Below are 25,140 nucleotides of genomic sequence, written 5' to 3'. Positions count from 1 at the left end.
TTTCTTCCACTTTCATTCGCCCTCACACCGAATCTGGGGGCGATTTTTCTATAACCTCTGTTTCGATCACTCTCATGATAGATGGGAAACCGAAGCAGATATAAAGTTACTTGTCAATAGTCAGTATAGTTAAACTAGAAATACTATTATTAAGATATGTTGAAAAAACCTGAAGAGTTTATTGACTCTATTTAGCCTAAAGTAGTAATAACAGTTAGGAGGTTATGATTCCAGTTCTACAAGTAGGCGATCGCGCCATTAACAACAACGAACTCATTCCCCTACTGAAGCAGTACGGAATACTGCCGCAATTGATGCGAGAGATTATTGTCGATAATGCGATCGCTAACCATACTCTGACAGCAGAAGAAAATACTCAGGCATATAAGCAATTCTACCAACAGCATCAGTTGAATTCTGAAGATGACCTGCAAGCATGGTTACAAATTCGTGGTCTAAACCGTGAACAAGTGGACTATCTAGCCACACGTAATATCAAACTAGAAAACTTCAAGCGAAGCACTTGGGCAGATAAGTCACAGTCCTACTTTCTTCAGCGTAAAGCAAAGTTAGATCGGGTTGTTTATTCTCTGATTCGGGTGAAAGATATTTGTATCGCTCAAGAGCTTTACTTCCGAATTCAGGAAGGAGAACAGTCTTTTAGCGAACTCGCTCGCGAGTATTCTCAAGGTCCTGAGGCTCAAACAGGTGGCTTAATCGGTCCAGTGGAATTGGGAGTTCCCCATCCAGTGTTGGCAAATATGCTGGCATCAGTTCAGCCTGGTCAACTTTTACCACCAACACCTTTGGGGGATTGGATTGTGGTTGTACGTCTAGAAAAGCTTTTGCCATCTCAGTTAGATGAAGAAATGCGACAGCGACTGCTCAACGAACTATTTGAACACTGGCTACAAACTCAGCTAAAAGAAAATTTACAAAATATACAGGCGAATTCTCCAAAACTTCAAACTGAACAAGATGGTGTTGGCAGTTCTGATGTACCTCGACAAGTATTTAAACCAGACAAAGCTCAATGAGTCTTCATTCCTCACTTGTGTTAAAGAAACCAGCCAGATTCTTGCTTAGGAATGACTTGAAAATCCACTAAAAGAGGCAAAATTTACAAACAGATAAACAATTGTGCTGGATTTTCAAAGAGCATGAAAATTGATCACGTTCACTTTTATGTCGAAGATGCCAAAGTGTGGCGCGATTGGTTTGTACGCCATTTGGGTTTTCAAGTAGTCGAGAAAAGTTCTGCCGTATTTCCAACTTTTCTCGAAAAGGTAGACAACATTCGTTGGAAAGCTAGGGAGAATAATACCTTTGACACCTGCACGCAAGTGCTCAAAAGTGGTGCAATCTACTTTTTACTGTCTTCCCCTTTATTACCCACCAGTCCAGTGGCTGAGTTTTTGCGCCACCACCCGGCTGGTGTGGCAGATGTTGCTTTTTGTGTTGAAAATTTAGAAGAAATTATTTCCCTTGCCAGGGTCCACGGGGCGAAAATCCTGCAACCCATCCAGCAATACGAATATGGTCAGGAATATATTAAGTGCAGCAAAATAGCTGCTTGGGGTTCCCTTACACATACGTTGATAGAAACCAAAAGGGGGACAGAACAGCGAGAAACACAGAGTGAGATAATCAAAGGGTGTGGCAGTGTAGAAAAACATCCTTCCCTGTTTTCCTCCTCATCTTCTTGGTTTACCGGCATTGACCATATCGTGCTAAATGTAAACGCAGGTGATTTAGAGCATGCAGTGGCTTGGTACGAAAATATCCTTAATTTTCAGGGACAGCAGAGGTTTAATATTCAAACATCTCGCTCTGGCTTGCATAGCCAGGTCATGGTTTCGGGTAACGGTGATGTACAATTGCCAATAAATCAGCCAGGTTCAGCCAATTCTCAAATTCAAGAATTTTTGAACCTAAACCGAGGATCAGGAATTCAACATATCGCTTTACGAACACGCAATATAGTTCATGCAATAGCCGAATTCCGTGCTACTGGTTTATCGTTACTCCCAGTTCCTAAAGACTACTACTCACAAATTCGACAGCGAAAAGGACTTCCCATTACGAGCGACGAACTGGATACTATTGCTGGACAGGAAATTTTGGTAGATTGGAAAGAAGAAATTTGTTTTAACTCGAACAAGAATATAACTCCTGTACTATTGCAAATTTTTACCCAGCCTATCTTTGGACAGCCGACTTTTTTCTTTGAGTTTATTGAGCGTCGGTACCAAGCTCAAGGTTTTGGTGAAGGTAACTTTCGGACTTTATTTGCAGCAATTGAAAATGAACAAATCAAACGCGGTAGTCTGGGATGAAATGTTCAAAAAATGAGTCGGCTGTTCACACAAGACCCTTAGTGATCCGGTAGGCTAAGCTTAGGATGCGCCTCTGGGGCTTAAGTAGTTTGGCAGGCTCATTTTTCTCAATTTCATGACTGGTCTTAAAATTTAGTAGGATATAAAATCCGGTAGCATTTGAATGATTAAAAAACCGCTCCAGACGCAGAGGACGCTGAGGATCCAGCGCGAATGACGGGTTTCCCGACAGAGGTGACTGGCGTGGAGAGGAAGGAGAAGTAATTCCGATACAAGCGGATTTGATATGACATATTAGAAATCTAAAATTGACTGATCAATTTTTCAAGCGCATAAAACACCATGATTTGGGATATTCTGTAAGTAAACATTACATTTTAATTAAAAATGTTAAGACTAATTACAGATTTTGATGGTCCTATTATTGACGTTTCTGAGCGCTACTACCGTGTTTACCAATTTTGCTTGGAGGAAATCCAACGTCCAAACCAACAGGTACAACAATTAGGAAAAGCAGAATTCTGGCAGTTGAAGCGATCGCGCGTTTCTGAAACAAAAATTGGTATGATTTCTGGTTTAGATGAAGCGCAGGCAGAAGAATTTTCTCAGTTGCGGCGAAAAACTGTGCACACAGAACCTTACTTTCATTATGACAGCTTAGCTCCTGGCGCTGTAGAAGCTTTATTAAAAATAGAACAGGCAGGAATTGATTTAGCAGTTATGACAATGCGTCGATTTCGGGAATTAGATTATGCCTTTAACCAACACGATTTAAGGAGATTTTTCCCAGAAAATCGTTGTTACTGCCTAACTAACGATTATGTCAAAACCCGTGACATTGATGATAAACCTTTGTTGATGGAACGGGCAATACAAGAACTCCCCCCTGCCACGGATATCTGGATGGTGGGGGATACAGAAGCTGATATCATTTCTGCCACAAAACACAACATTAAGATGATAGCTGTGGAGTGTGGCATTCGCGATCGCTCTCAACTACAACTTTACAAGCCAAATTTTATTGTCCAGGATCTTAGTTCTGCTGTAAATCTAGCTCTAGAAACAACCCGACAACAAACAAGCTGAACTGGAGTTGGATTAAGAAATGTGTTCTTTACGACCTATTATTCAAAAACCAATTTACCTTAAAAAGCTACTGATTAACCATAATAGGACGAATGTGACTATAGTAGAAAACTGATTTGCTGTCACATTCATAATCTGTACTTGAGGAATAAGCCATGTGGCGACCAACCCTCCTGCAAGTAAGCCTGTAGTCAGACCAACTAGCGTTAACAAAACCGCTCTAGCAAACTTTTTTTCCTTACGATTAAGAAAGTAAATACTGATACACACCCCTAGGACTAATGTTAATTGCAATACTTGGTCGCTACCAGCTGGGTAAAAAACGCTAATTGCACTTAATCCAACATACCAAGCTCCAGGCAACAAAGTATCTGTTAATGTTGGCTTATCTAGAATGCGTTGCAACCACGCTGGTGACTGTTGGCGAGGAGTTTGACTTTCTTTTGGAAGCAATGGCACTAGACGCTCTGGAAATCGGATGCGTTCAGGCACTTTTATTTTGCCTTCCTGGCGCATCTTTAAGCGCTCCATTAAAATTGCGTCGTAGGCAGCTTCTATGGCTTCCAGACGTTTAGCATCGCCACTGTGTTGCTCCAATAGATGATTGCGAACGTCTTGAATTTCATCAAAGCTCGCATCTTCTGATAGCCCAAGTTTTTCGTATGGATTGTGATCGTCACTCATGGGAGTTTATTACTTTAGCCTAAGTCAGCGGCAATGTTTTGCTAAACAAAAAATACTATATTTTTATCTTGACCTAAACCAATGTTTAGGTCAATTCGTATAGTTTACCCGGATATTAACACAGGCAAGCCACACTAGTTTGCTAATTTTAACTATAGCCACTTTAACATATAGGCATAGCTCCGTGTATCCCCTCATGTCGTTGATTAAGTAGGGCTTTACTCTAGAATTTAAGCAAAAAATACCTAAAAGCCAATTTTACGATGAAAAAATCTCTTGTATTTCAGGTTCAACAATTTACAGCACTTAAACGTGAGTTGTAAATAAGAGTCTTTTGCTTTCTCGTGCCATGAAGTCACATCTCGATTTAAAATTAAAGGGTTTTAAGATCGCACATCTGGGATAAGCTTGTGTCCGAGTTGAACCAGGTGTTGTGGCTAAGGTTAGAGGATTTGCTTTGTGGACACAAAATTGACAAAAAAGTCAAATACTGGAGCAATGGGCAGCATTACCAAAATATTTACGCCCTAATTGTGGATAATCCTGATTAAACTAGTATTTAAATAATCAGGGAAATCATACCTTGGCCTTGTAGATACATATTGTCTCCAATGCGAAAACCATTTTATTGATGGAATTCGCGCTTTATCCTATAAATTTTTGTGCAAAGTGATGGTCATGGCTCCTGCCAAGATTCTTGTAGTTGATGACGACCCTGCGGTTCGGAACTTAATCCAACGCTTCTTAATTAGGCAAAACTATCAGGTAGAATCTGCCGAAGATGGTAAAACAGCTCTAGCGCTGTTTGAGCAATTTAACCCAGACTTGGTAATTTTAGATGTAAATTTACCGGACGTGATTGGATTTAACCTCTGCCAAGAGATGCAAAGCCGTAATGGAGTTTTTGTACTGATGTTAACAAGTCGTGCAGACGAAGCCGACAAGATTCGCGGCTTTTCTAAAGGTGCTGATGATTATCTGACCAAACCCTTTGGTCTAGGGGAATTGGAAGTAAGAGTAGCAGCCATTTTAAGGCGTCAGCGTGTTGTTACTACAGCAGAACAGAAGAGGTTAGTATTTGAAAAACTAATGATTGACCCCGTACGGCGGGAAGTTACGCTTAACACTCAACCAGTGCCTTTAACTGCTTTGGAATTTGACCTGTTGCATTTTTTAGCTAGCCATCCTGGTCGAGTTTGGCGGCGTTCTGAACTGATTCAGGAGGTTTGGGACTATGAGTACGTCGGCGATCAAAGAGTTGTAGACGTCCATATCGGTCAAATTCGTAAGAAGATTGAGATTGATGCCAGCCAACCAGCATTAATTCAAACTGTACGAGGCGTCGGATATAAGTTTGAATCTTCTTCTCAAGCTCAACAATTTGAATAATCTTTATAACCTAAAAGATTGCCAAAACTGTGGTTCACAGATATTTGACTGGCGAATCTGGTTAAAAAGTAACCTTCATACAACTCCTTTATCAGATCTAGTGCACAAGCACAAATCAGGCATTGTTTTAAGGCCTCAGTCTCTTAACTTCAAGATCTGGGGCGAAAGAAAAAACGAATTAAAGATGAAACACTCTATCCTTGAGTTTTCAGTTCTACATTAGACTTGCCTGATTTTTCGCAAAAGACAACTAAATCTGAAACCATGCTGTCAGCGCGACAGCCAATGCATCAGCTGCATCATCTGGATGAGGAATATATTCTAAATTCAATTCCCGCGCCACAGCTTGCTGAACTTCCTGTTTCTCAGCGTTACCATATCCGGTTAACGCTTGCTTAATTTGGCCAGGAGTGAACTCTACTGTTGGTAATTCATGTTGCCCTAAAACTAACATGATCACTCCCCGCGCTTGAGCAATGGAGATGGTATTTGCCATACGATAGAAGAAGAATTTCTCTATTGCTACCAGTTCAGGTTGAAATTCTTTGATCAGGGTGTGTAAATCGTCGTATAACGTACATAGCCGCTGTCCAATTTCTGTATTGGCTGGCGTATTGATAACACCAAAGTCGAGTAGGTTGACTGAATCTTCTTGCACCCTGTCTTGATTTTTTTGGCATATAATCGCCCCAAATCCTAAACTTGCTAGTCCCGGATCTATTCCTAAAATTCGCTGTTCCATTGACTTGTTATTTTTTTGACCAGAAAGCCTATTGAATCGGTATACTGGCAATTTAGACTATGTACCTTTAGTCCAATAGGATTGAAAACTGTAACAATTCCACATCCGAATTTCAACCAGGTGGTATACATTTTCTGTTAATCATTGTTAGTAATACTGCTATAAATCAGGTATGTCAATTGGTTTTCTAAGACTTGCCCTTAAAGCGCTGCAAAAGCAGTCACGCAGTCGCACTTCCTATCGAGTAAACCAGTGGTTCAAGTGGTTGTCCCCTGGACTATCAGTAAAACGATGGTTGCTCATCAGTCTTGGAGGCATGATATTAGCAAGTCTGGGATTAGCTATCTGGATTAGGCTAACGCCAATTTTTTGGGCAATTAAGTTTTTGAGGCGCATTCTGGGAGTGATCACCGATATTGTACCGTATTACATCAGCGGTCCTTTGGTGATAGTAGGCGGCTTGTTGTTGCTTCTGTGGGGACAAACTCGGACAGTAAGTTCAATTACTCAGGTACTCAGATCAGAAGGTGATGAGGATCTCATTGATGTGTTGCTGGCACATCGCCGATTGTACCGGGGACCAAAAATTGTAGTCATTGGTGGTGGTACGGGACTTTCCACATTGCTTAGAGGTCTCAAAGTTTACAGCGCCAAAATTACCGCGATTGTCACTGTGGCTGATGACGGGGGTTCTTCAGGGCGATTACGTCAGGAATTTGGCGTGCTACCACCAGGAGATATTCGTAATTGTTTAGCAGCATTAGCTGACGAAGAAAAGTTACTGACAGAACTATTTCAGTACCGCTTTAAAGCTGGGGATGGTTTGACTGGTCACAGTTTTGGCAATTTGTTCTTGACGGCGATGAGTGACATTACTGGCGATTTAGAAAGAGGTGTCGCCGCCAGTTCTAAAGTCCTAGCAATTCGAGGACAAGTTTTGCCAGCAACCCTCAGCGATGTGCGCCTCTGGGCTGAGTTAGCCGATGGTCGCCATATAGAAGGGGAATCTAAAATTACCGAAGCGGGTGGTAGTATTGTCAAAATTGGCTGCATCCCCGCAAATCCGCCAGCTTTGCCAGCAGCTATCAAGGCAATCAAAGAAGCTAATTACATTATTATGGGTCCTGGTAGTCTTTACACCAGCGTCATTCCCAATTTGTTAGTACCAGAAATTGCTGATGCGATCGCCGCCTCGGACGCACCACGCATTTACATCTGTAATATAATGACACAGCCTGGAGAAACTCAGGGATACACTGTTGCTGATCACATTAGGGCGATTGATGCTGCTTGTGGTAGACCACTATTTAATGCCGTACTGGTACACAAAAAATCTCCTAGCGAACTCGCACTGACGCGGTATGCTCAACAAAACTCCCATCCTGTTTTCTTAGATCGAGAAGCCATAGCTCAGTTGGGACGCCGAATTGTGATAGCTAACGTGATGCATGAAGATGAAACAGGTTGCGTGCGTCATAACTCTCAACAATTAGCACGAGTGTTGTGGCGGTGGTACAGTGGAGGGCATCTAAACAATTCAAAATTCAGAATTCAAAATTCCAAATAAAAGACATTTTTAGTTGGGGATTTATAGTAGTGGCCAAACTCGTTAGCACAAGCCAGGGGTACACGCCTTTAAAGCGCGTACATTGTGAATTGATTGTTGTCCTAAGCAACAGTCTATAGCTAGAAACCTGATCTGAAACGAATTCACTGATTTAGAGTAGTTCTTAGGAACAAGCTGCACCAACAAAAATAATTTTTAATTTAGCACCTTCTACAAAGAAGCTGTAAATTGCGTGTAGGACATAGTCGTTATTTTGAATTAAGCCAAGGGGGGGGTGAGTGATGATGAGAATTTTTCTGGCAGATATAAGCGCGACGCGAAAGCTTGGAATAACTCTTGCTCAATCACTAAATGCTGGTAATGTGATTTTACTAGAAGGTGATTTAGGTGCTGGCAAAACGACATTAGTACAAGGGATCGGGGAAGGCTTGGGCATTACTGATCCAATAGTCAGCCCAACTTTCACCCTGATTAACGAGTACACACAGGGACGTCTTCCCCTTTACCATCTGGATTTATACCGTTTGGAATCAAATCAAGTCCCCGCATTAAACTTAGAAACCTACTGGGAAGGCATTGAAGTTACACCAGGAATTGTCGCGATTGAGTGGGCGGAACGTATGCCCTATAAACCAGACAGCTATCTCAGTGTACGCTTGAGTTATGGAGATGAAAAAACTCGGCAAATGGAAATTACACCCCATAATTGCGTTCTTAGTGAAGAAATCGTTACTAGGCGTATGTAATCTGTACCTTTTCAGCTTTGTGTGAATCTCTCAGTCCGAAAATTGTGTGTACATCTTTACCTGATGACTGAAATTTTTGCCATAGTTCCAAGCTTTTAATACAGACAATCAACCACACTAAACCTGCCGCATAGCCAGCTACTACATCACTGGGCCAGTGTACACCAAGATAAAGCCGACTAAAACCTATTGCAACAATTAAGACAACGGTCAAGGCCAAAATTTGTTCTCGCCATTGAGGAAATTCCTTTGCCAAAATATAGCCTACAAAGCCATAAATCACTATTGACCCCATTGCATGACCGCTAGGAAAGCTGTGATGACCTACATTAATAATCCAGTCCCACAAGTCGGGACGTGCTCTACCAAACAGCCGTTTTAGGAAAAAAGTTAAACCCATAGCACCAATTGCAGCTATGCTCAAGGTAGTTGCTTGAGTGCGACGATTATAACGCTGTAGTCCTATTCTCAATCCCAAACAAATTAACAGCAAAACGACTGGTTGGCCAAGAAAAGTGATACCAACCATAATGCGATCAAGAAGTGGCGTATGCAGCTTCTGAATTGCTAGTAAAATGCGTTCATCAAGACCATATCTATGTAGCAGTCCGGTGCATAAAACAAGAGTGCACACAGTTGTTCCTGATGTTAAAATAAGTTGACTGCCCGCTTGCTCTAATTGTTTTTTGACACGCGTTTGGGTGCTTTCTTGTTTCTGAGCACCAACTGTCAAGTTATTTAATTTTCTTTTGTTTATAGGTAATATTATTGCTTCTTCTGGCGCTATGCTTATGTAAGATGTCCTTAGAGGTAATTTTCTGCCTTGTTTTGTGTAATCCAAGACAATTTTTTCAAGAAGCCAGGCTATAGCATTTGCACTTAAATCTGAGTGGAAAAGAACAAGAACATTTCCTGTATCATGATTGGCACGCACTTGTTTAACGTCTTTCTCTTCCGATAATCGCAATTCAAGATATCTTTTGAGAGCTTCCGAACGATAAAGCCCATTTACCTTATATCTAGCTCTTCCTTTTACAGCAGTGTGTATTGCCCGAACTAAAGGATTTTGATTGAGGAAGTTATTATGATGAGTACCCATTTTTCTACTTAGCTGATTCTAGTCAAATTGTATTAAAATTTGACTGGTGGGACATTAACCGGAAATGATATCAATCTTAAACTTTTTGGGTGTCTTTAGACCGCAGAAAGTTCAAGCATAAGGCAGTGCGGTTTGTGTACCATCTCCATGAGGAGAACGCAATCGTCATCGCTTGTTAGGCAAGACAAACATGGTCAGATTTTAGTCTCTGGATCATGGTTTTAGCGCTAGAGAGTACCCGATACATAATAGTGTTAAGCGCTTGGTTGATGTTGTGTACTGTCAATTAGGTTAATCAGAGCATTAAAGATAGCTTTCATAACAGATTTTGTTGTTACTTCGGGTGGCAAAACTATCTTTGGCGCAGTTTTAACGCAGTTCGGCGGAATTCCCCATCCACCGTGCAGTGGGGATGGATAGCGGGAAAAATATGAGGTAGGTCCTTTGAGGATGTACCTCATATTTTTCAACGTATCCGGAATGGTTAGAACAGGCGTGGTAGCATATAAATGCCCGTAGCAATTAGAAGTTCTAGTGAGGCAGCATTGGTGACGACCAACCACTTGACACAAACGGACTACTTTGTAGGTGAACAGTGCAAACGTTGGGAAACGTAACTCAAACATAGAATTCATTTGGATTCGCTACATAACAAGACTCCGTGGTATGTCAGGAGCGAAGTCTCTAAACTCCCTGTGGAGGTATCGTTCCTGGGGATAAGAGGATGCAAATCTAATTATCGCTGGTTCACCAATGTTCGCGCAGCGTGCCCGAAGGGCTTAGCAGGAAATTTTTACAAGGCGACTTGTAGAAGCCCCATCCGCGACGCGGTGGGGAGAACGTCACTAAGATTGACCAGATGCGTACGCGCAGCATCAAGCCTCTGGCTGTTCGCATGTGCTGATCTAAAATCACACCTGGTTGATAACTAACGATTATAGATGCAGCTGTGGGGTTAACACGGACATTCGTAATCCTAATCCCGGTTGTATTGCAAAAACTGAAAACTTTTCAGTATAAGTATCAAAAGTGCTAAAAGTCGACAAGTAGTAGGCAGAAACAAACAGTCTTTCTCTTAATTCTACAGAGCAAAGCAGAATAATTTGACTAATGATTAAAAGTTAAAGCTTGACCCCGCACTTTTGTATCTACCTTGCCTTTTTCATATACAATCTGACCACCTACTATAGTTAGTACAGGCCATCCAGTTAAATTCCAGCCTTCAAAAGGACTCCAACCACATTTGGTCAATAATTCCTCGCGTAACACAGGACGATAAGTGTCCAAGTCTACAAGAACTAAATCGGCATCAAAACCAGGAGCGATCGCCCCCTTATTTGGAATACCATATGCCTTGGCTACCGCTTGTGACATCCAGTGAACAACTTGAGCTACGGTACACTGTCCTTGCATTGCAGCGGTTAACATCAAAGGTAGAGAAGTTTCTACACCAGGCATCCCAGAGGGAGCGTTTGGATACTCTTGAGCTTTCTCATCTATTGTATGAGGTGCATGATCTGTGGCAATAAAATCAATCACGCCATCACGCAAAGCTTGCCAAAGGACTTGATTATCGTAGGGCGATCGCAAAGGCGGATTCATCTGCGCCAAGGTACCAATCTTGTCATACGCAGTGGTATTAAGCAACAAATGCTGGGGTGTCACTTCTGCTGTCACCCAACTTGGTTTATCCTCACGCAACAAGTTTGCTTCTTCTGCAGTTGACATATGCAGAATATGCAAACGACGTTGATATTTTTTAGAAAGTCTTAATGCTTGCTCAGTTGCTAGTAGCGCTGCTTGATTATCTTGAATTTGGGAATGAACGGCTGGATCATGAGTTCCAGCGAATTCCTTGCGACGTTCATTAATTCTGGCTTGGTCTTCAGCATGAACAGCAATCAAACGTTCGCCTTTAGAAAATATAGCTTCCAGTGCAGCGTCTTGATCAACTAGTAATTGTCCATGCATTGAACCCATGAAAATCTTGATTCCACAAGCTGGCTTTGCCAAAAGCAAATCAGGCAAGTTGTCTGTCGTTGCCCCAATAAAAAAGCCATAATTAACCAAGCACTTTTGTGAGGCTCGTTGTAGCTTATCATCAAGAGCTTGCTGAGTAATTGTTAAAGGACGTGTATTCGGCATTTCCAAAAAGGAAGTGACTCCCCCTTTGGCACAAGCACAACTCGCGGTAAATAAGTCTTCCTTATGTTCCAGCCCTGGTTCGCGAAAATGGACTTGTGGATCAATTACTCCTGGCAACAAAGTTAACCCTTGTGCGTCAATTTCTATAGTTGGCGTTGTGGTGGAAATTTCTGGTGCAACTTCGACTACTGTGCGATGGCTTGTCAGCACATCCCCAACAACCGATTCACCATTGGGTAAAACTATTCGAGCGCGACGAATCAGCAAACTGGTAGGAGATGACATGAATCTACTGCGTTAAAAAAAGAACTGAGCGTGACAGATAACTATTTATATAGGTTAAACTTAGTTGGATTCTTTGCAGGCATTTTGTGTTTTTCGTAACAAAAACTTTATAAATTTTAATAAATAAACTCCCTCAAGATGACCACATTACCCTAACACCTAATTTGCAAAGTGTAAGATAAACAAATACAGCATCCCTGCTGAGGCAAGTGAATCACCTGCACCAAAGCCATTACTTTTGTAATTTCACAGCATATCAAGTGTCTAAAAATAACTCTAGTCACCAAGCACCCAATAATTCTTGGCTCGCAGAACTTAGTAGGACAGTGATCTTAAGCATAGTCCTAGCCTTAGGAATTCGCACATTTGTTGCCGAAGCTCGTTGGATTCCTTCTGGTTCAATGGAACCAACCTTGCATGGATCTCCAAATCAGTGGGAGGCAGATAAGATTATTGTCGATAAATTAAGTTATAAAGTCTCTAGTCCAAAACGAGGTGACATTGTAGTATTTTCTCCTACGCAAGAACTACAAAGAGAACAGTACCAAGATGCCTTTATTAAGCGTGTCATTGGCTTACCGGGAGAAAAGATTGAACTCAGGAATGGTAAAGTTTATATAAATAACAAACTTCTTTCAGAAGACAAGTATTTATCACCGACACAGCGTACAGTCGTTGATGTTTGTACATCAGGCCCGCAACCGTCTTTCCTATCCCAACCAGTCACGATACCCCCGAACTCATACTTAGTGTTAGGCGATAACCGCAATAGTAGCTATGATAGCCGTTGCTGGGGTCTTGTTCCGCGTGAGAATATTATTGGACGTGCGATCGTTCGCTTTTGGCCTCTCAGTCAAGTTGGAGGAATAGATAAGACCCCACTGTATCCATAATTACAGAAGATTTTGACAAAAGACTTTAAGTCCGTTTTTCTCTAAGGAAATTTCAATCATTACCTAACAACCTAGTAGCAAACTTTATAGCTTGTTCTGCTGTGGAAATCTTGCCCTCAATCTGCGCTACTGCAATTTCAGTAAGAAGTTTGCCAACTAGTGGCGAAGCTGGAATATTCAGTGCTAACATAATATGTCTACCACTCAATAGTGGTATGGGATAAGCGACCAGATCATCAGGGTTAAGATAGCGGGTGATTAATGGTGTAAGCGCCTCTAACGATGTTCCATCTGCTAGTGCTAAAGCAACACTGGCAGAGAAAACTGATCCCGCTTCTTGGAAGAAAAAATATTGTTCTCGTAAAGACATTAGAGGCTTTTTTAATTGCGGTAAGACCGTTAAAGCGGTGCTTACCGCTTTTATTTCAGCACGGCTATAAGTTAATTCCATCAACTCTATTTCTGCTATTTTGGGTTCTGAGTTGACTAGAGTTGCAAGTTTTGCAACACCCAACCAAGTGGTTTTGACTGTATCCCGTATGTATTGATCAAGTTCTACCCCAAACTGCTGCCACATTTGGGCAAGTTGGAAAGCAACTTTGTCAAGCACTGTTAATAAACTTACACTTTCTTTTGTCGCGTATTTAAAGAAAGGGACAAGTAAATTATGTTCCCATGCTTTTGTAATCCAAAGAGTTCCTTTAGCGTTAACTAGCATATAACTTAATTCTGCCCGGACTCTTTCGGGGGCAACTATTGTTATATGTGATGCTAAAGAACGAATTTCAGCTTCGGTATTTGGCTCAATCGTAAAACCAAGTTGTGCTGCTTGCCGATATGCTCGCATTAATCGTAATGGATCGTCTACGAAATTAGCAGGTGATATCATTCGCAAAAGACGCTGTTGCAAATCTAGATAACCTTGCAGGGGATCAATGATTTCTTGAGTGTGAGGATTATATGCGATCGCATTTACTGTGAAATCTCGCCTGTGCAAGTCTGTTTCTAGGCATTCGCCCTCCTGTTGAGCAAAGTCTGCTGTAGCGTTAGGAAACACAACACGAGCAATTTGCCTTTGTGGATCTAATAAAACAAAGCCTGCTTTGTAGTGTGTCGCTATTTTGCGGGCTACTTTTACAGCGTCTGATGGGACAACAAAATCTAGATCCAGATATTCGCGAGTTTTTCCCAAAATAGCATCTCGCACAGCACCACCTACTATGTAAGCTGGTTGTGGCAAGAATTCCAAACTAAATGGCCAATTTTCTGGTGACAGCAGAGAAGGAACTGAACCGTTCATTGTAATAAAAATAAACCCAGCGACTAGTGAATAACAATGGTGCTTAAGCTAGATTATCAATAAAGGTCCCCGGAGTTGGTTCAATTATGTGTGTTTGTGTAAATTGCCACTATGTAGACACCTGTCTCACCTACCATGCGGTAGAAACTCAGCACCAACAACCCCACTTGACCGAAATACCAAATTTTGAGCCGAATGAACCTTCCATCAATGTCAATATCCGTACACAGGAAGATATGATTGAAATGGAATGGGACGTTGTAGGCTGTCTCAGTTTTAAGCGGGAAACAGGTAAGTGGTCGAAGTTGCGTCCTGGTGAGTTAGTACCAACCTGATTATAGATTCTGTTGTGTCTTTAACGCGGCTACTGCTATTTTTTGTGGTAGTCGCATCTGTCTATGTGATTATATTTTTAACCATTATTTGAACAAGCTTTGACCACTGAATTACAACATCTTGAACCAACAAAATACGGGCTGGCACTCCATACGACAACTCGTGAACTAGGTTTGGTAATAAGTAACTTTGTAGGAGACACACGTTCTCAAGTTTGGTATTTAGATCGTGAATTATCAAGTCATTTGCATCAATATTTAATTGAGTTTATCCAGCCCCAAACTTGGGCAAACTTGGCATTTCTTGCCGTCGCAAAAGGACCAGGAGGTTTTACTGGGACTCGTATTGGGGTTGTTACTGCCCGTACTTTGGGGCAACAGTTAGGTCTTCCTGTCTTTGCTATTTCTACTTTGGCAGCTGTAGCTTATTCACAAGTTTTTCACTTCTGTTCTGTGTCAATGGAAACCGAACCGGGGGTAAGATCACAAAGCGACATTGCTGTGGAAATGCCTGCTCAACGCGGTCAAGTTTTCGGTGCTATTTATCAATCGACACCAAATATTTCTGGACTTACCAGCTTATTGCCAGATACCCTCATGACACCTGAAGTCTGGCAAGAAAAATTAGCTACCTGGAATACCACTTATCAACTTATTAAAGCAGAATCCGGATTAGGAGCGACAGTCACAAGTGTATTGCAACTAGCATATTTAGATTGGCAACAAGGGAAATGTCCTAACTGGTCAGAAGCATTACCATTTTACGGTCAGCATCCTGTGGAAATGTAAAAAACCACCAGCCACTTCGCCCTTCATAAATATGGTAAAACCCCATAAGACCTTTCCTCCTCCAGATAACCAAAGTACAAGTCAACACAAATCCCCGAGACAAATCATCACAGCATTAAACAATTGGGCTTGTTCTCCCGATGGGATACTAGCCAAAATGGCACTGAAAATGGCAATAGCATCTGTGATCTCTTTGGTCGTTGCTCAGTGCTTGCGATGGGAGTATCCTTTTTATGCAGTCATCGCTGCAATTATTGTGATGTCATCAACCCATGGCAGTACTTTGACATTGGGAATTCAGCGGTTAATAGGAACAGCGATTGGTGCCATTGGTGGAGCCATCTTTGCCATTACCCTAGGTAGCAATCCTTGGTCATTGGGAATCAGTGGATTCGTGACTATACTTCTGGCTAACTACTGGAAATTCAATGAGACGGCGAAGTTGGCGGGATATTTATCCGCAATTGTTATATTGAGTCACAACCAGTCTCCCTGGCTCTACGCTTGGGGCAGGTTTCTAGAAACTCTGTTGGGGATTTTTGTTGCACTGTTGGTAAATAATTTGATCTTTCCTGCTTCTGCGGGAATACAACTGAGGCGTTGTCTGTCACAAACCTTGGTGGCTTTAGAGGAGTTTTACGGATTGGTTGTGGACGGTGCATTAACAGGAAATTATCAGCGTTCCAAAGCCGATGAGATAAAAGCCAATATTATTAGTTCATTACAGAAAGGACGGCAGCTATGCAAAGAAGTTAGACAGGGACAAACACGCCAACCGCCAGAAAAGCAAGTCAATGAAGCTTGGGAGTTTTTAGTCCGAAGGATTTGGGAGCATATCCTGACAATGGAACATACTGTACTTGCCCGAGAGCACGATAAATTTTGGCATATGCTCTCACCTCAACTGACCCAACTGGCACAGGAAACTAGAAGTGCCATGTTCGCCTTGGCACACGCTGTTAAGTCGCATCAATCTCATTTATGTTTATCAAATATGGAAGTTGCTCTCACCAATGCATCAGCGCAATTGAATCATTTACAAGCTATTCGATATACAGATTTTCCCATCAATGAGCTACTGCGCTTTTTCACATTCTTGTACACGATGGAAGAGGTGGGGAGAAAGCTGCAAAGAATGACAGACACATTAACTAATTCGTAATAGAATCAATACTTTACTTTTTAGATAATTTAAAGTTTGTATGAAAAAACTTTAAATTCTTTTAATGTAGTATTGACTTATTAACAACTTCTAGATTTGCTGAGGTTTTAAATTTTTTATGACAAATACTTAAATTTTCTTCATTGAGTATTGACTGGTTAATAAGTTACTACTTTCTTTCTTCCCTAATATTTAATTTCTCGAATACCAAATTAAATATTGTTAATTCAGCTATACAATTTGGTAGAAGTAAATTTTAATGATTAATTGATACACTTTGATAGAAAATCTTCAGTAATATGGAGTCCAAAGTGAAAAAGTGTAGTGTGAAAGAGTCTGGAATACTGCATAAAAACGTGCAAAAGTCAAATAGTGCGGAGTGCAAAATGCAACGTTAAAGGGTGCAATACTTAAAGACTACGGGGAGTACGAGGAATACGTAAAAATTCCATTCCGCAGTTTCTAATTTCAAATTAGCTTGTCCCTTTTTTTTGAGGCAGCTATATTTCAAATTAGCCAATTTTTAATAAATAAAGTTCTGGCTGTTAGTGCAATAAGTCAGTTGTGGTAATCCTGAAGATAAAAATATTTAGATTATCAGGGTAATAATGTCTTTTCTAAGTGTCTGGTAACTTGTGTTGCGAGACAAATTCAAAGTTGCAATAAATTATAACAACTTTGATGCTTAATCCTGCCTATTGCTCCTATATGCAATAAGTTGAAATCTACTTAATTACTGTGTACCTACTTGTCCTTTTTCTCTAGCGGAAAATCTCACTACAATGCCCTGGCAAGTTTTATCGTATAACTGTCCAATTAATCCGGTTCATGCCGCTTTACTGAACACGGGTAAAGTCTTGTTTTTTGCAGGTTCGGGTAATGATCCGAACAATGTAGCAAATTCGGCTCTTGGTGCAGCTTTATGGGATGTAAGTAACGGTACCTTCTTACGTCCAAAGATCCCTCTGGATAATGCTGGCAATCCCATAGACGTTTTCTGTGCTGCTCAGTCGTTCCTATCCAACGGTAAGCTGCTGGTTGCCGGCGGTACCATACAGTATGACCCGTTTTTTGGAGAGACAGCTGCTTTTACGTTTGATCCCAGAACCCAGGCATGGACACGAGTCGCATCAATGAATAGAGGTCGCTGGTATCCTACCGTACTAACGTTGGGTAGCGGTAGAATCTTTGCTATCTCAGGTCTTGATGTAAATGGCAACCTCGACACAAACCCAGAAATTTTTAGCGGTAGTAGTTGGACGATTTTTTCACAACCCACTAGTAGTTTCGCGCTCTACGCGCACCTTTTTCTACTTAGTACTGGCAAAATTTTCTATTCCGGTGCTCAACTCGGAGGCAACAATGGTCTCTCACCAACTATTCTGACCCTACCTAGTAGGTTCAATCGACCTATTACAGAGCAGTCGGTGTTTGGGTTGCAACAGTCAGATTACGGCAACCAATCGGCCAGTGTGTTACTACCACCAGCTCAAGACCAAAAGGTGATGATTATTGGTGGCGGCAATGATAGTGGCATGGCAACTAATCGCGTTAATATTATCAATCTCAATCCTAGTAGCCCCACCTATACTGCAGCACCTTCTCTGCTCAACGCTAGAATGCACCACAATGCAGTATTGTTGCCTGATCGCACGGTGTTTGTGTGTAATGGCAGCAGAATGAACGAGGATATAGGACAATCAACGCTGCCAGCAGAGATTTACAATCCAGCAACAAATACCTGGACAGCGGTAGAGACACCAAATGTTAACGGTCGTGTCTATCATTCTGTGGCGCTGCTTCTGCCAGATGGCAGAGTTGTGACAGCTGGGGGAAACCCTGAGCGTGGTTCTTATGAATCGCGAATAGAAATTTATAGTCCAGCTTACATGTCACAAACACGACCTACTATTCAAAGCGCTCCTCAATTAGTGGGATACGGCGGAAGAATCACGATCCAGACACCCCAAGCTGCAAGCATCAAGTGGGTTCATTTAATTAGACCAATGGCAACAACTCATGGTCTAGACACCGAACAACGGCTAGTAGACTTACCAATTAACTCTAGAACTAACAGTTCTCTCAGCGTTACGGCAACAAGTAACCGTAACCTGGCACCACCTGGATACTACATGATGTTTATTACTAACAACAATAACGTACCATCAGTAGCACGTTGGATTCAGTTAATATAGTTGCCTCATGGCTCATAGCAAATGATAAACACGCAAGAGCCTAAGCCTGGAATTAACAATTAATAAGGGCGCAATCTACTATTTTTTCCTGACTCGATAACTCAGACGCAATAATTGTAAGCATCAAATATGAACCTGAAGTTAACACGCAGACAGTTTGGTCAGGCAGCGATCGCCACCACTGTAGTGGCTACCGTAGGAACGTTCGTAAACAAAACTTTGGCACAAACGCCGAGTTCAGACATCTTAGGTTTGGTTGCTGGTTCTACCATCACTGATGATTTAGCAACTCCTGAAATAGAGAGTACCGAAAATATAGAGCAAACCATTAGCAAAGTTATTGCTCTATCCACTAGCCAACCTCTTGTTGTCCGGTCTTTAAACCGTGGTCTGATACTGACAAGCCCACCTATTCTGGAGTTCGCTGACCAAATAACTGGTTTCGCTATTTTAAAAGATGGCACACAGGTAGTAGCCACTACTAGTACAACAGACAACAGAGCCGATCAATTGACTCGCCTCCTTGTTTTGGGTGCTTCTCCAAAAACTGTAACGATTTCAGGACTCAAAAAGCAAGAGACGATTATTGACTTGTTCACCCGTAAAAACGGCTCTCTGGGTGCTTTAGTCGGCAAAAGAAATGGTACATCCCCCATGAGTATAGTGAGTATTAACTCTCAAACAGGCCAAATTACAGATGAAGATAAACTATCTGGAAATGTGCGGGTTACTACTGTCGCTGAATGTCCAGATGGAAATCTTTATGGGATTAGTGTTGATCGCCAAGGCACAACAAGTTTGTTACAAATAAATAGCAAAAACCAAACAACCCCACTAACCTTTAACGCTCAACCTTGGAATAGTGGCTTCAGTGGCTTGGTTTGCTCTTCATCAAACGAATTGTTCGCCCTAGGTGCTCGAAGATATGAGTCACCTAAATATCTCCATACCATCAATAAAAGCACTGGAGTTATTACTAGGATAAAAGATTTTGATGTTGCCAGAATCGCAATTTAGCTTGGTTGAGTTAACTTAAGCATGTGATTCACCACTTATGATTAGTTGGGTAAGAGAGTATACGTCAGCGTATCTCTCTCCCCTAAAAACCACGTATGATTTTTTTTAATCACGTGGCTCAAGCCTTACTCGAAGCTGAAACTAACAAGCGTCCAAACGCTAGGTTTTTACACGTATATCTATTGACGACAGATTTGTGTTAGTGTTGAAGGTTACTAACTTCATCAGTGCCACCATTTTTCTTGTTCATTCTTTTGTGACACTCGCCATTGCCCTGTCAACAGCTTGCAATGCTTCCTCAACTTCTTTTTCTGTCACAATCAACGGTGGCACAAACCGAATGACTTTAGGACCTGCGGGAACAAGCAATAAGCCCTCGTCGATTCCTGCTTTCACAACGTCTGCTGCTGTTAGGGCAATTTGTGCATTTAATACCATACCGTTGATCAAACCCCAGCCGCGTACTTCGCTAATGTGATTGGGGTATTTTGCTGCAATCGCCTGCAAACCAACTCGCAGCTGTTCACCCCGTTCTTCTACGTTTTGTAAAATATTTTCCTGCTCTAAAGTTTGACACACTGTCAGGGCAACTCCACAGACAAAAGGATTTCCGCCAAAGGTACTCGCATGTTCTCCTGGTTGAAAAACATCACAGAATGATTTGGACATCATTGCCCCGATGGGGATACCACCGCCCAAGGCTTTGGCACTCGTGAAGATATCTGGCTCAACACCAAGACACTCGTCACCCCATAACTTACCGGTGCGCCCCATGCCGACTTGCACTTCATCAAAAATCAGCAAAACACCAGTTTCATCGCAAATCTGCCGCAGCTTTTGGAAGTAAGCAATATCTCCTGGTCGTACACCGCCTTCTCCCTGCAATGGTTCTATCAAAATTGCCCCTACGCGATAATCACCTTCATCGAGTTCGCTAATCGCTACTTCCACTGCTTCTATGTCATTGTAGGGTACATAGTGGAAACAGGGCATTAAAGGTTCAAAGTTCTTTTGATACTTCGGTTGACCTGTGGCGGTAATTGTTGCCAAAGTTCTTCCGTGAAAACTGTCATGTGCGGTCAAAATGATTGGTTTTTCAATTTGTTGCACTGTATGGGCGTATTTGCGAGCCAGTTTAATCGCAGCTTCATTGGCTTCTGCCCCGGAGTTGCAGAAAAATACGCGATTAGCACAGGAGTGCTGGACTATCCACTTTGCTAATTCTCCCTGCTCAGGAATGTAGTACAAATTAGAAACGTGGTGTAGTTTTTGTACTTGTTGTGTTACAGCTTCAATTAATGCAGGGTGGGCATGTCCCAAGGCACAAGTGGCAATACCTGCTACAAAGTCAAGATATTCTCGCCCCTGTGTATCCCAAACACGGCATCCAGCACCCCGTTCTAAGGCTATGGGAAACCGTGCATAGGTGGACATGACAACTTGATTGAAGCTATCGGTATCAAAGGGGCTAGACGGAGTCGTCGCTTGTGAAATCAGAGTTTGTATGCTCACTACTTACTCCTGAAATTTTTTATCCTACCGTTGGATACTAGTTTCTATGAGAATTTTGAAAAAAATCTTCTTACAAACCTCATCTTAAGCTAGCACTCAGATATTCTCAAACGAGTGGCAATGGAAAAAAACCGTGTATTCAACACTTGAACAAAAATACCAACGTATCCAGAAAGAGTTAAAAGCAGGGGTGATAGCTCTTGCCGGAGTCTTTTTCATTGGCACTTTGTGGTACAAGTTTGTGGAGGATTGGTCTTGGGAAGACGCAGCTTACATGACGGTTATCACATTATCTACGGTTGGTTACGGTGAAATCCGACCGCTAGGACCACGAGGAAGATTATTTACCATCGCCTTGATTTTGATGGGTGTTATTAGTATTGGTTACATTGTCAACCGATTTACAGAAGCTATTATTGAAGGCTACTTTCAACAAGGAATTAGAATACGACAACAGAGGCGCTTGATGGAATCCTTAACGCAGCATTATATCATCTGTGGATTTAGCCGCACAGGTCGCCAAATTGCTATAGAATTTAGGGCAGAAAATGTTCCTTTTGTCATTATTGATTCTGATCTCGAATCTGTACAAATAGCTCAACAAAAAGATTACATAGTCTATCAAGCAGATGCCACATTGGATGAAACTTTGTGGAAAGTTGGCATTGATCGGGCGGTTTGTATCGTAGCGGCATTACCTTCAGATGCAGAAAACTTATATGTAGTTCTTTCCGCGAAAACGCTTAATCCGAAAATTCGGGCGATCGCGCGCGCCAGTACAGAGGAAGCTTTGCAAAAGTTACAACGTGCTGGTGCGGATGCTGTAGTTTCTCCTTATATAACTGGAGGCAAGCGCATGGCAGCTGCAGCCCTTAGACCCCAGGTCATGGATTTTGTTGATGGCATTATATCTGGTACAGACAGAGAATTGTATATGGAGGAATTTTTGCTAGACCCTGCGACCTGTCCTTTTGTAGGTCAAACTTTAGGAGAGGCAAACTTGCGAGCCAAAACTGGAGCACTGTTACTTGCGATCCGCCGCGCTAGTGGTGAACTCATTGGTGGTCCCACTCCTGAAACAGCTTTTGTACCAGGAGATGTTCTGATAGCTATGGGTACAGCTGAACAATTGCGTGCCCTTAACAAGGTTTTAGGACCGATAAATTCTAAGAGACTACGACGACCCAGGAAAAGTTAGATCAGACCAGAAGTAAGTTAACAGTGCGATTTTTGTCTTGAAACTCAAAAATGGGGAGATGGGTAGCTTGTGATGAGTAAGCTATGTTGAAGCACAAATCACTAAAAATATTCAGGACTTAGGCAAAAATCGCCCCTATGGTTAACTAGCAATCCCCAAGACGCCAAAAATGCCAAGAATACTTACAGTGTGCCTAAGTCCTAATATTGATTTATAGGAGCCACACAGTCTAGCTTCCCAGTCTGGAAAAATCTGCACTAAAGCTACCGTCACAACCAAAGTAAACACACTGGACTATGAAAAGCTTACTGTAAGCCAGTTGCACCTAAAAGTATTAAGTGGTGGATGGTCTGCAAAGTTGGCTTGCCAGACCACTAGCGAAAGGAACAAGAAAAAGTTTGATAAACCCCTTGACAAAAGAAAATTTAGAGTTTATCTTAAATAAAGTGTCAAAAACAAAGACACGCCGAACCAAAGAAAAATAAATAGTTTGAAAGTCTAAAGCACTAAGACTCGTGATTCAAAGAATAGATTAGCAGTTTCACTGATGAGTGAAACTACGAAACACATAAAAAAGATTTCGGAAATTAGTTTCCGGAGCCTTGATAAACTCAGAATCAAAACGGAGAGTTTGATCCTGGCTCAGGATGAACGCTGGCGGTATGCTTAACACATGCAAGTCGAACGGAGTTCTTCGGAACTTAGTGGCGGACGGGTGAGTAACGCGTGAGAATCTGGCTTCAGGTTCGGGACAACAGTCGGAAACGATTGCTAATACCGGATGTGCCTAACGGTGAAAGATTTATCACCTGAAGATGAGCTCGCGTCTGATTAGCTAGTTGGTGTGGTAAGAGCGCACCAAGGCACCGATCAGTAGCTGGTCTGAGAGGATGACCAGCCACACTGGGACTGAGACACGGCCCAGACTCCTACGGGAGGCAGCAGTGGGGAATTTTCCGCAATGGGCGAAAGCCTGACGGAGCAATACCGCGTGAGGGAGGAAGGCTCTTGGGTTGTAAACCTCTTTTCTCAGGGAATAAGTACTGAAGGTACCTGAGGAATCAGCATCGGCTAACTCCGTGCCAGCAGCCGCGGTAATACGGAGGATGCAAGCGTTATCCGGAATGATTGGGCGTAAAGCGTCCGCAGGTGGTTATTCAAGTCTGCTGTCAAAGAATCTGGCTCAACCAGATAAAGGCAGTGGAAACTGAGTGACTAGAGTATGGTAGGGGTAGAGGGAATTCCTGGTGTAGCGGTGAAATGCGTAGAGATCAGGAAGAACACCGGTGGCGAAAGCGCTCTGCTGGACCATAACTGACACTGAGGGACGAAAGCTAGGGGAGCGAATGGGATTAGATACCCCAGTAGTCCTAGCCGTAAACGATGGATACTAGGCGTTGCCCGTATCGACCCGGGCAGTGTCGTAGCCAACGCGTTAAGTATCCCGCCTGGGGAGTACGCACGCAAGTGTGAAACTCAAAGGAATTGACGGGGGCCCGCACAAGCGGTGGAGTATGTGGTTTAATTCGACGCAACGCGAAGAACCTTACCTGGGCTCGAAAATGGTCGAACCTGCCTGAAAGGGCGGGGTGCCCGCAAGGGAGCGGCTATCAGGTGCTGCATGGCTGTCGTCAGCTCGTGTCGTGAGATGTTGGGTTAAGTCCCGCAACGAGCGCAACCCTCGTTCTTAGTTGCCAGCAATTCGGTTGGGCACTCTAGGGAGACTGCCGGTGACAAACCGGAGGAAGGTGGGGATGACGTCAAGTCAGCATGCCCCTTACGTCCTGGGCTACACACGTACTACAATGCTGTGGACAAAGGGCAGCAAGCTAGCAATAGCAAGCAAATCCCATAAACCACGGCTCAGTTCAGATCGCAGGCTGCAACTCGCCTGCGTGAAGGAGGAATCGCTAGTAATTGCAGGTCAGCATACTGCAGTGAATTCGTTCCCGGGCCTTGTACACACCGCCCGTCACACCATGGAAGCTGGTCACGCCCGAAGTCGTTACCCTAACCTTTCGAGGAGGGGGACGCCGAAGGTAGGACTGGTGACTGGGGTGAAGTCGTAACAAGGTAGCCGTACCGGAAGGTGTGGCTGGATCACCTCCTTTTTAGGGAGACCCGACTCAATTCAAAAGTAAAAATTCAAAGTTCAAAAACAAGAAAGAGTTTTTGGAAATTTAGAATTATAAAACTTTGAATTGGTTTTATCCCGAGGTCGGTCGTAAGGTAAGTGTAAGCTTTCAAACTATAAGTTAGGTTCGGATATGGGCTATTAGCTCAGGTGGTTAGAGCGCACCCCTGATAAGGGTGAGGTCCCTGGTTCGAGTCCAGGATGGCCCACCTGAAAACAGTGAACAGTGTGCAGTAAACAGTGGTCACGAAAAAATGATAACTGTGAACTGATAACTGTGAACTGAAATTTAGGGGGGTATAGCTCAGTTGGTAGAGCGCCTGCTTTGCAAGCAGGATGTCAGGAGTTCGAGTCTCCTTACCTCCACCTGCGCCCTAAGTAATTAACTTTTGTGATTCCATCTTTGTTGAGTGTACTCAAATAGCAGCAAAGGCTAGAGTGCAGGCAAGTCAGAAAAGCAAAAGCAAAATTATCATCCGATAATTAATTGGATAAGATTCAGCATCTTGTGATATAAGCAAGAATG

At 42.5% G+C, this 25,140-nt stretch carries 21 protein-coding genes, 2 tRNA genes and 1 rRNA gene; 17 read left to right on the top strand and 7 right to left on the bottom strand.

Translation table 11 applies throughout. The features are described 5' to 3' along the window. Positions 1-224 precede the first annotated feature (224 nt). The 3 genes from AC5590_RS10665 (at position 225) to AC5590_RS10655 (ending at position 3,422) form a co-directional block, all read left to right on the top strand. Positions 225-1,037 (top strand): peptidylprolyl isomerase, encoded by an 813-nt coding sequence (locus tag AC5590_RS10665; RefSeq protein ID WP_169263855.1) that lies wholly within the window; start codon positions 225-227, stop codon positions 1,035-1,037. A 123-nt stretch (positions 1,038-1,160) separates the two neighbouring features. Further along, complete coding sequence (gene hppD / locus AC5590_RS10660) at positions 1,161-2,336, top strand: 4-hydroxyphenylpyruvate dioxygenase (protein ID WP_169263854.1); 1,176 nt, start codon at positions 1,161-1,163, stop codon at positions 2,334-2,336. A gap of 387 nt (positions 2,337-2,723) precedes the next feature. Further along, positions 2,724-3,422: an HAD family hydrolase gene (locus tag AC5590_RS10655; protein WP_169263853.1), complete on the top strand. Its 699-nt coding sequence runs from the start codon at positions 2,724-2,726 to the stop codon at positions 3,420-3,422. 54 nt (positions 3,423-3,476) lie between these two features. Here AC5590_RS10655 and AC5590_RS10650 read toward each other — a convergent pair whose 3' ends face one another. Continuing rightward, on the bottom strand, positions 3,477-4,106 hold the full coding sequence (locus AC5590_RS10650) for a CPP1-like family protein (protein ID WP_169263852.1): 630 nt from the start codon (positions 4,104-4,106) through the stop codon (positions 3,477-3,479). A gap of 410 nt (positions 4,107-4,516) precedes the next feature. On the opposite strand from AC5590_RS10650, the gene AC5590_RS10645 reads away from it, so the two are divergent. Together AC5590_RS10645 and AC5590_RS10640 are read left to right on the top strand one after the other, a co-directional pair. After that, positions 4,517-4,657, top strand: coding sequence for a hypothetical protein (locus tag AC5590_RS10645; protein WP_169263851.1), 141 nt, complete (start codon positions 4,517-4,519; stop codon positions 4,655-4,657). 127 nt (positions 4,658-4,784) lie between these two features. Beyond that, complete coding sequence (locus tag AC5590_RS10640; protein ID WP_169263866.1) at positions 4,785-5,495, top strand: response regulator transcription factor; 711 nt, start codon at positions 4,785-4,787, stop codon at positions 5,493-5,495. Positions 5,496-5,745: 250 nt separating this feature from the next. On the opposite strand, the gene ruvC is transcribed toward AC5590_RS10640, so the two are convergent. Beyond that, on the bottom strand, positions 5,746-6,237 hold the full coding sequence (gene ruvC / locus AC5590_RS10635) for a crossover junction endodeoxyribonuclease RuvC (RefSeq protein WP_169263850.1): 492 nt from the start codon (positions 6,235-6,237) through the stop codon (positions 5,746-5,748). 172 nt (positions 6,238-6,409) lie between these two features. Between ruvC and AC5590_RS10630 the strand changes: the two genes are divergently transcribed. After that, entirely contained in the window at positions 6,410-7,804 is a 1,395-nt protein-coding gene (locus tag AC5590_RS10630; protein WP_169263849.1) for a gluconeogenesis factor YvcK family protein, read from the top strand. A gap of 284 nt (positions 7,805-8,088) precedes the next feature. Next, positions 8,089-8,550, top strand: a complete 462-nt coding sequence (tsaE, locus tag AC5590_RS10625) for a tRNA (adenosine(37)-N6)-threonylcarbamoyltransferase complex ATPase subunit type 1 TsaE (protein WP_169263865.1) — start codon at positions 8,089-8,091, stop codon at positions 8,548-8,550. Here the strand turns inward: tsaE and AC5590_RS10620 are convergent. The 3 genes from AC5590_RS10620 to AC5590_RS10610 form a co-directional block, all read right to left on the bottom strand. Further along, entirely contained in the window at positions 8,537-9,649 is a 1,113-nt protein-coding gene (locus AC5590_RS10620; protein WP_169263848.1) for a phosphatase PAP2 family protein, read from the bottom strand. The genes tsaE and AC5590_RS10620 overlap by 14 nt on opposite strands. A gap of 254 nt (positions 9,650-9,903) precedes the next feature. Further along, a complete protein-coding gene (locus AC5590_RS10615) occupies positions 9,904-10,284 on the bottom strand; it encodes a hypothetical protein (protein WP_169263847.1) in 381 nt (126 codons plus the stop codon). A gap of 472 nt (positions 10,285-10,756) precedes the next feature. Then, complete coding sequence (locus AC5590_RS10610; protein ID WP_169263846.1) at positions 10,757-12,079, bottom strand: dihydroorotase; 1,323 nt, start codon at positions 12,077-12,079, stop codon at positions 10,757-10,759. 260 nt (positions 12,080-12,339) lie between these two features. Here AC5590_RS10610 and lepB point away from each other — a divergent pair, with 260 nt between their 5' ends. After that, a complete protein-coding gene (gene lepB / locus AC5590_RS10605; protein ID WP_246163245.1) occupies positions 12,340-12,972 on the top strand; it encodes a signal peptidase I in 633 nt (210 codons plus the stop codon). A 52-nt stretch (positions 12,973-13,024) separates the two neighbouring features. Here the strand turns inward: lepB and AC5590_RS10600 are convergent, their stop codons facing one another. Then, a complete protein-coding gene (locus tag AC5590_RS10600) occupies positions 13,025-14,272 on the bottom strand; it encodes a tRNA nucleotidyltransferase/poly(A) polymerase-related protein (RefSeq protein ID WP_169263845.1) in 1,248 nt (415 codons plus the stop codon). Between the two features lie 86 nt (positions 14,273-14,358). Between AC5590_RS10600 and AC5590_RS10595 the strand changes: the two genes are divergently transcribed. The 5 genes from AC5590_RS10595 to AC5590_RS10575 all read left to right on the top strand — a co-directional run bounded on the left by AC5590_RS10595 (position 14,359) and on the right by AC5590_RS10575 (position 19,770). After that, positions 14,359-14,607, top strand: coding sequence for a Ycf34 family protein (locus tag AC5590_RS10595; RefSeq protein ID WP_169263844.1), 249 nt, complete (start codon positions 14,359-14,361; stop codon positions 14,605-14,607). A 99-nt stretch (positions 14,608-14,706) separates the two neighbouring features. Beyond that, positions 14,707-15,396: a tRNA (adenosine(37)-N6)-threonylcarbamoyltransferase complex dimerization subunit type 1 TsaB gene (gene tsaB / locus AC5590_RS10590; RefSeq protein ID WP_169263843.1), complete on the top strand. Its 690-nt coding sequence runs from the start codon at positions 14,707-14,709 to the stop codon at positions 15,394-15,396. Between the two features lie 31 nt (positions 15,397-15,427). Then, on the top strand, positions 15,428-16,558 hold the full coding sequence (locus AC5590_RS10585; RefSeq protein WP_169263842.1) for an FUSC family protein: 1,131 nt from the start codon (positions 15,428-15,430) through the stop codon (positions 16,556-16,558). Between the two features lie 782 nt (positions 16,559-17,340). Then, positions 17,341-18,753 (top strand): glyoxal oxidase, encoded by a 1,413-nt coding sequence (locus AC5590_RS10580; protein WP_169263841.1) that lies wholly within the window; start codon positions 17,341-17,343, stop codon positions 18,751-18,753. Positions 18,754-18,882: 129 nt separating this feature from the next. Next, positions 18,883-19,770, top strand: coding sequence for a hypothetical protein (locus AC5590_RS10575; protein ID WP_169263840.1), 888 nt, complete (start codon positions 18,883-18,885; stop codon positions 19,768-19,770). 246 nt (positions 19,771-20,016) lie between these two features. Here AC5590_RS10575 and AC5590_RS10570 read toward each other — a convergent pair whose 3' ends face one another. Then, a complete protein-coding gene (locus tag AC5590_RS10570) occupies positions 20,017-21,282 on the bottom strand; it encodes an acetylornithine/succinylornithine family transaminase (protein ID WP_169263839.1) in 1,266 nt (421 codons plus the stop codon). Between the two features lie 133 nt (positions 21,283-21,415). Between AC5590_RS10570 and AC5590_RS10565 the strand changes: the two genes are divergently transcribed. The 4 genes from AC5590_RS10565 (at position 21,416) to AC5590_RS10550 (ending at position 24,980) form a co-directional block, all read left to right on the top strand. Then, entirely contained in the window at positions 21,416-22,480 is a 1,065-nt protein-coding gene (locus AC5590_RS10565) for a potassium channel family protein (RefSeq protein WP_169263838.1), read from the top strand. Between the two features lie 619 nt (positions 22,481-23,099). Then, a 16S ribosomal RNA gene (locus tag AC5590_RS10560) occupies positions 23,100-24,591 on the top strand. Positions 24,592-24,749: 158 nt separating this feature from the next. After that, positions 24,750-24,823, top strand: a tRNA-Ile gene (locus AC5590_RS10555). A gap of 84 nt (positions 24,824-24,907) precedes the next feature. Beyond that, a tRNA-Ala gene (locus AC5590_RS10550) sits at positions 24,908-24,980 on the top strand. The last annotated feature ends 160 nt before the right edge of the window (positions 24,981-25,140 follow it).

The sequence above is a fragment of the Brasilonema octagenarum UFV-OR1 genome (assembly GCF_963888615.1).
Taxonomy (GTDB): Bacteria; Cyanobacteriota; Cyanobacteriia; order Cyanobacteriales; family Nostocaceae; genus Brasilonema; species Brasilonema sennae.
This window is presented reverse-complemented; position numbering and strand designations above follow the sequence as displayed.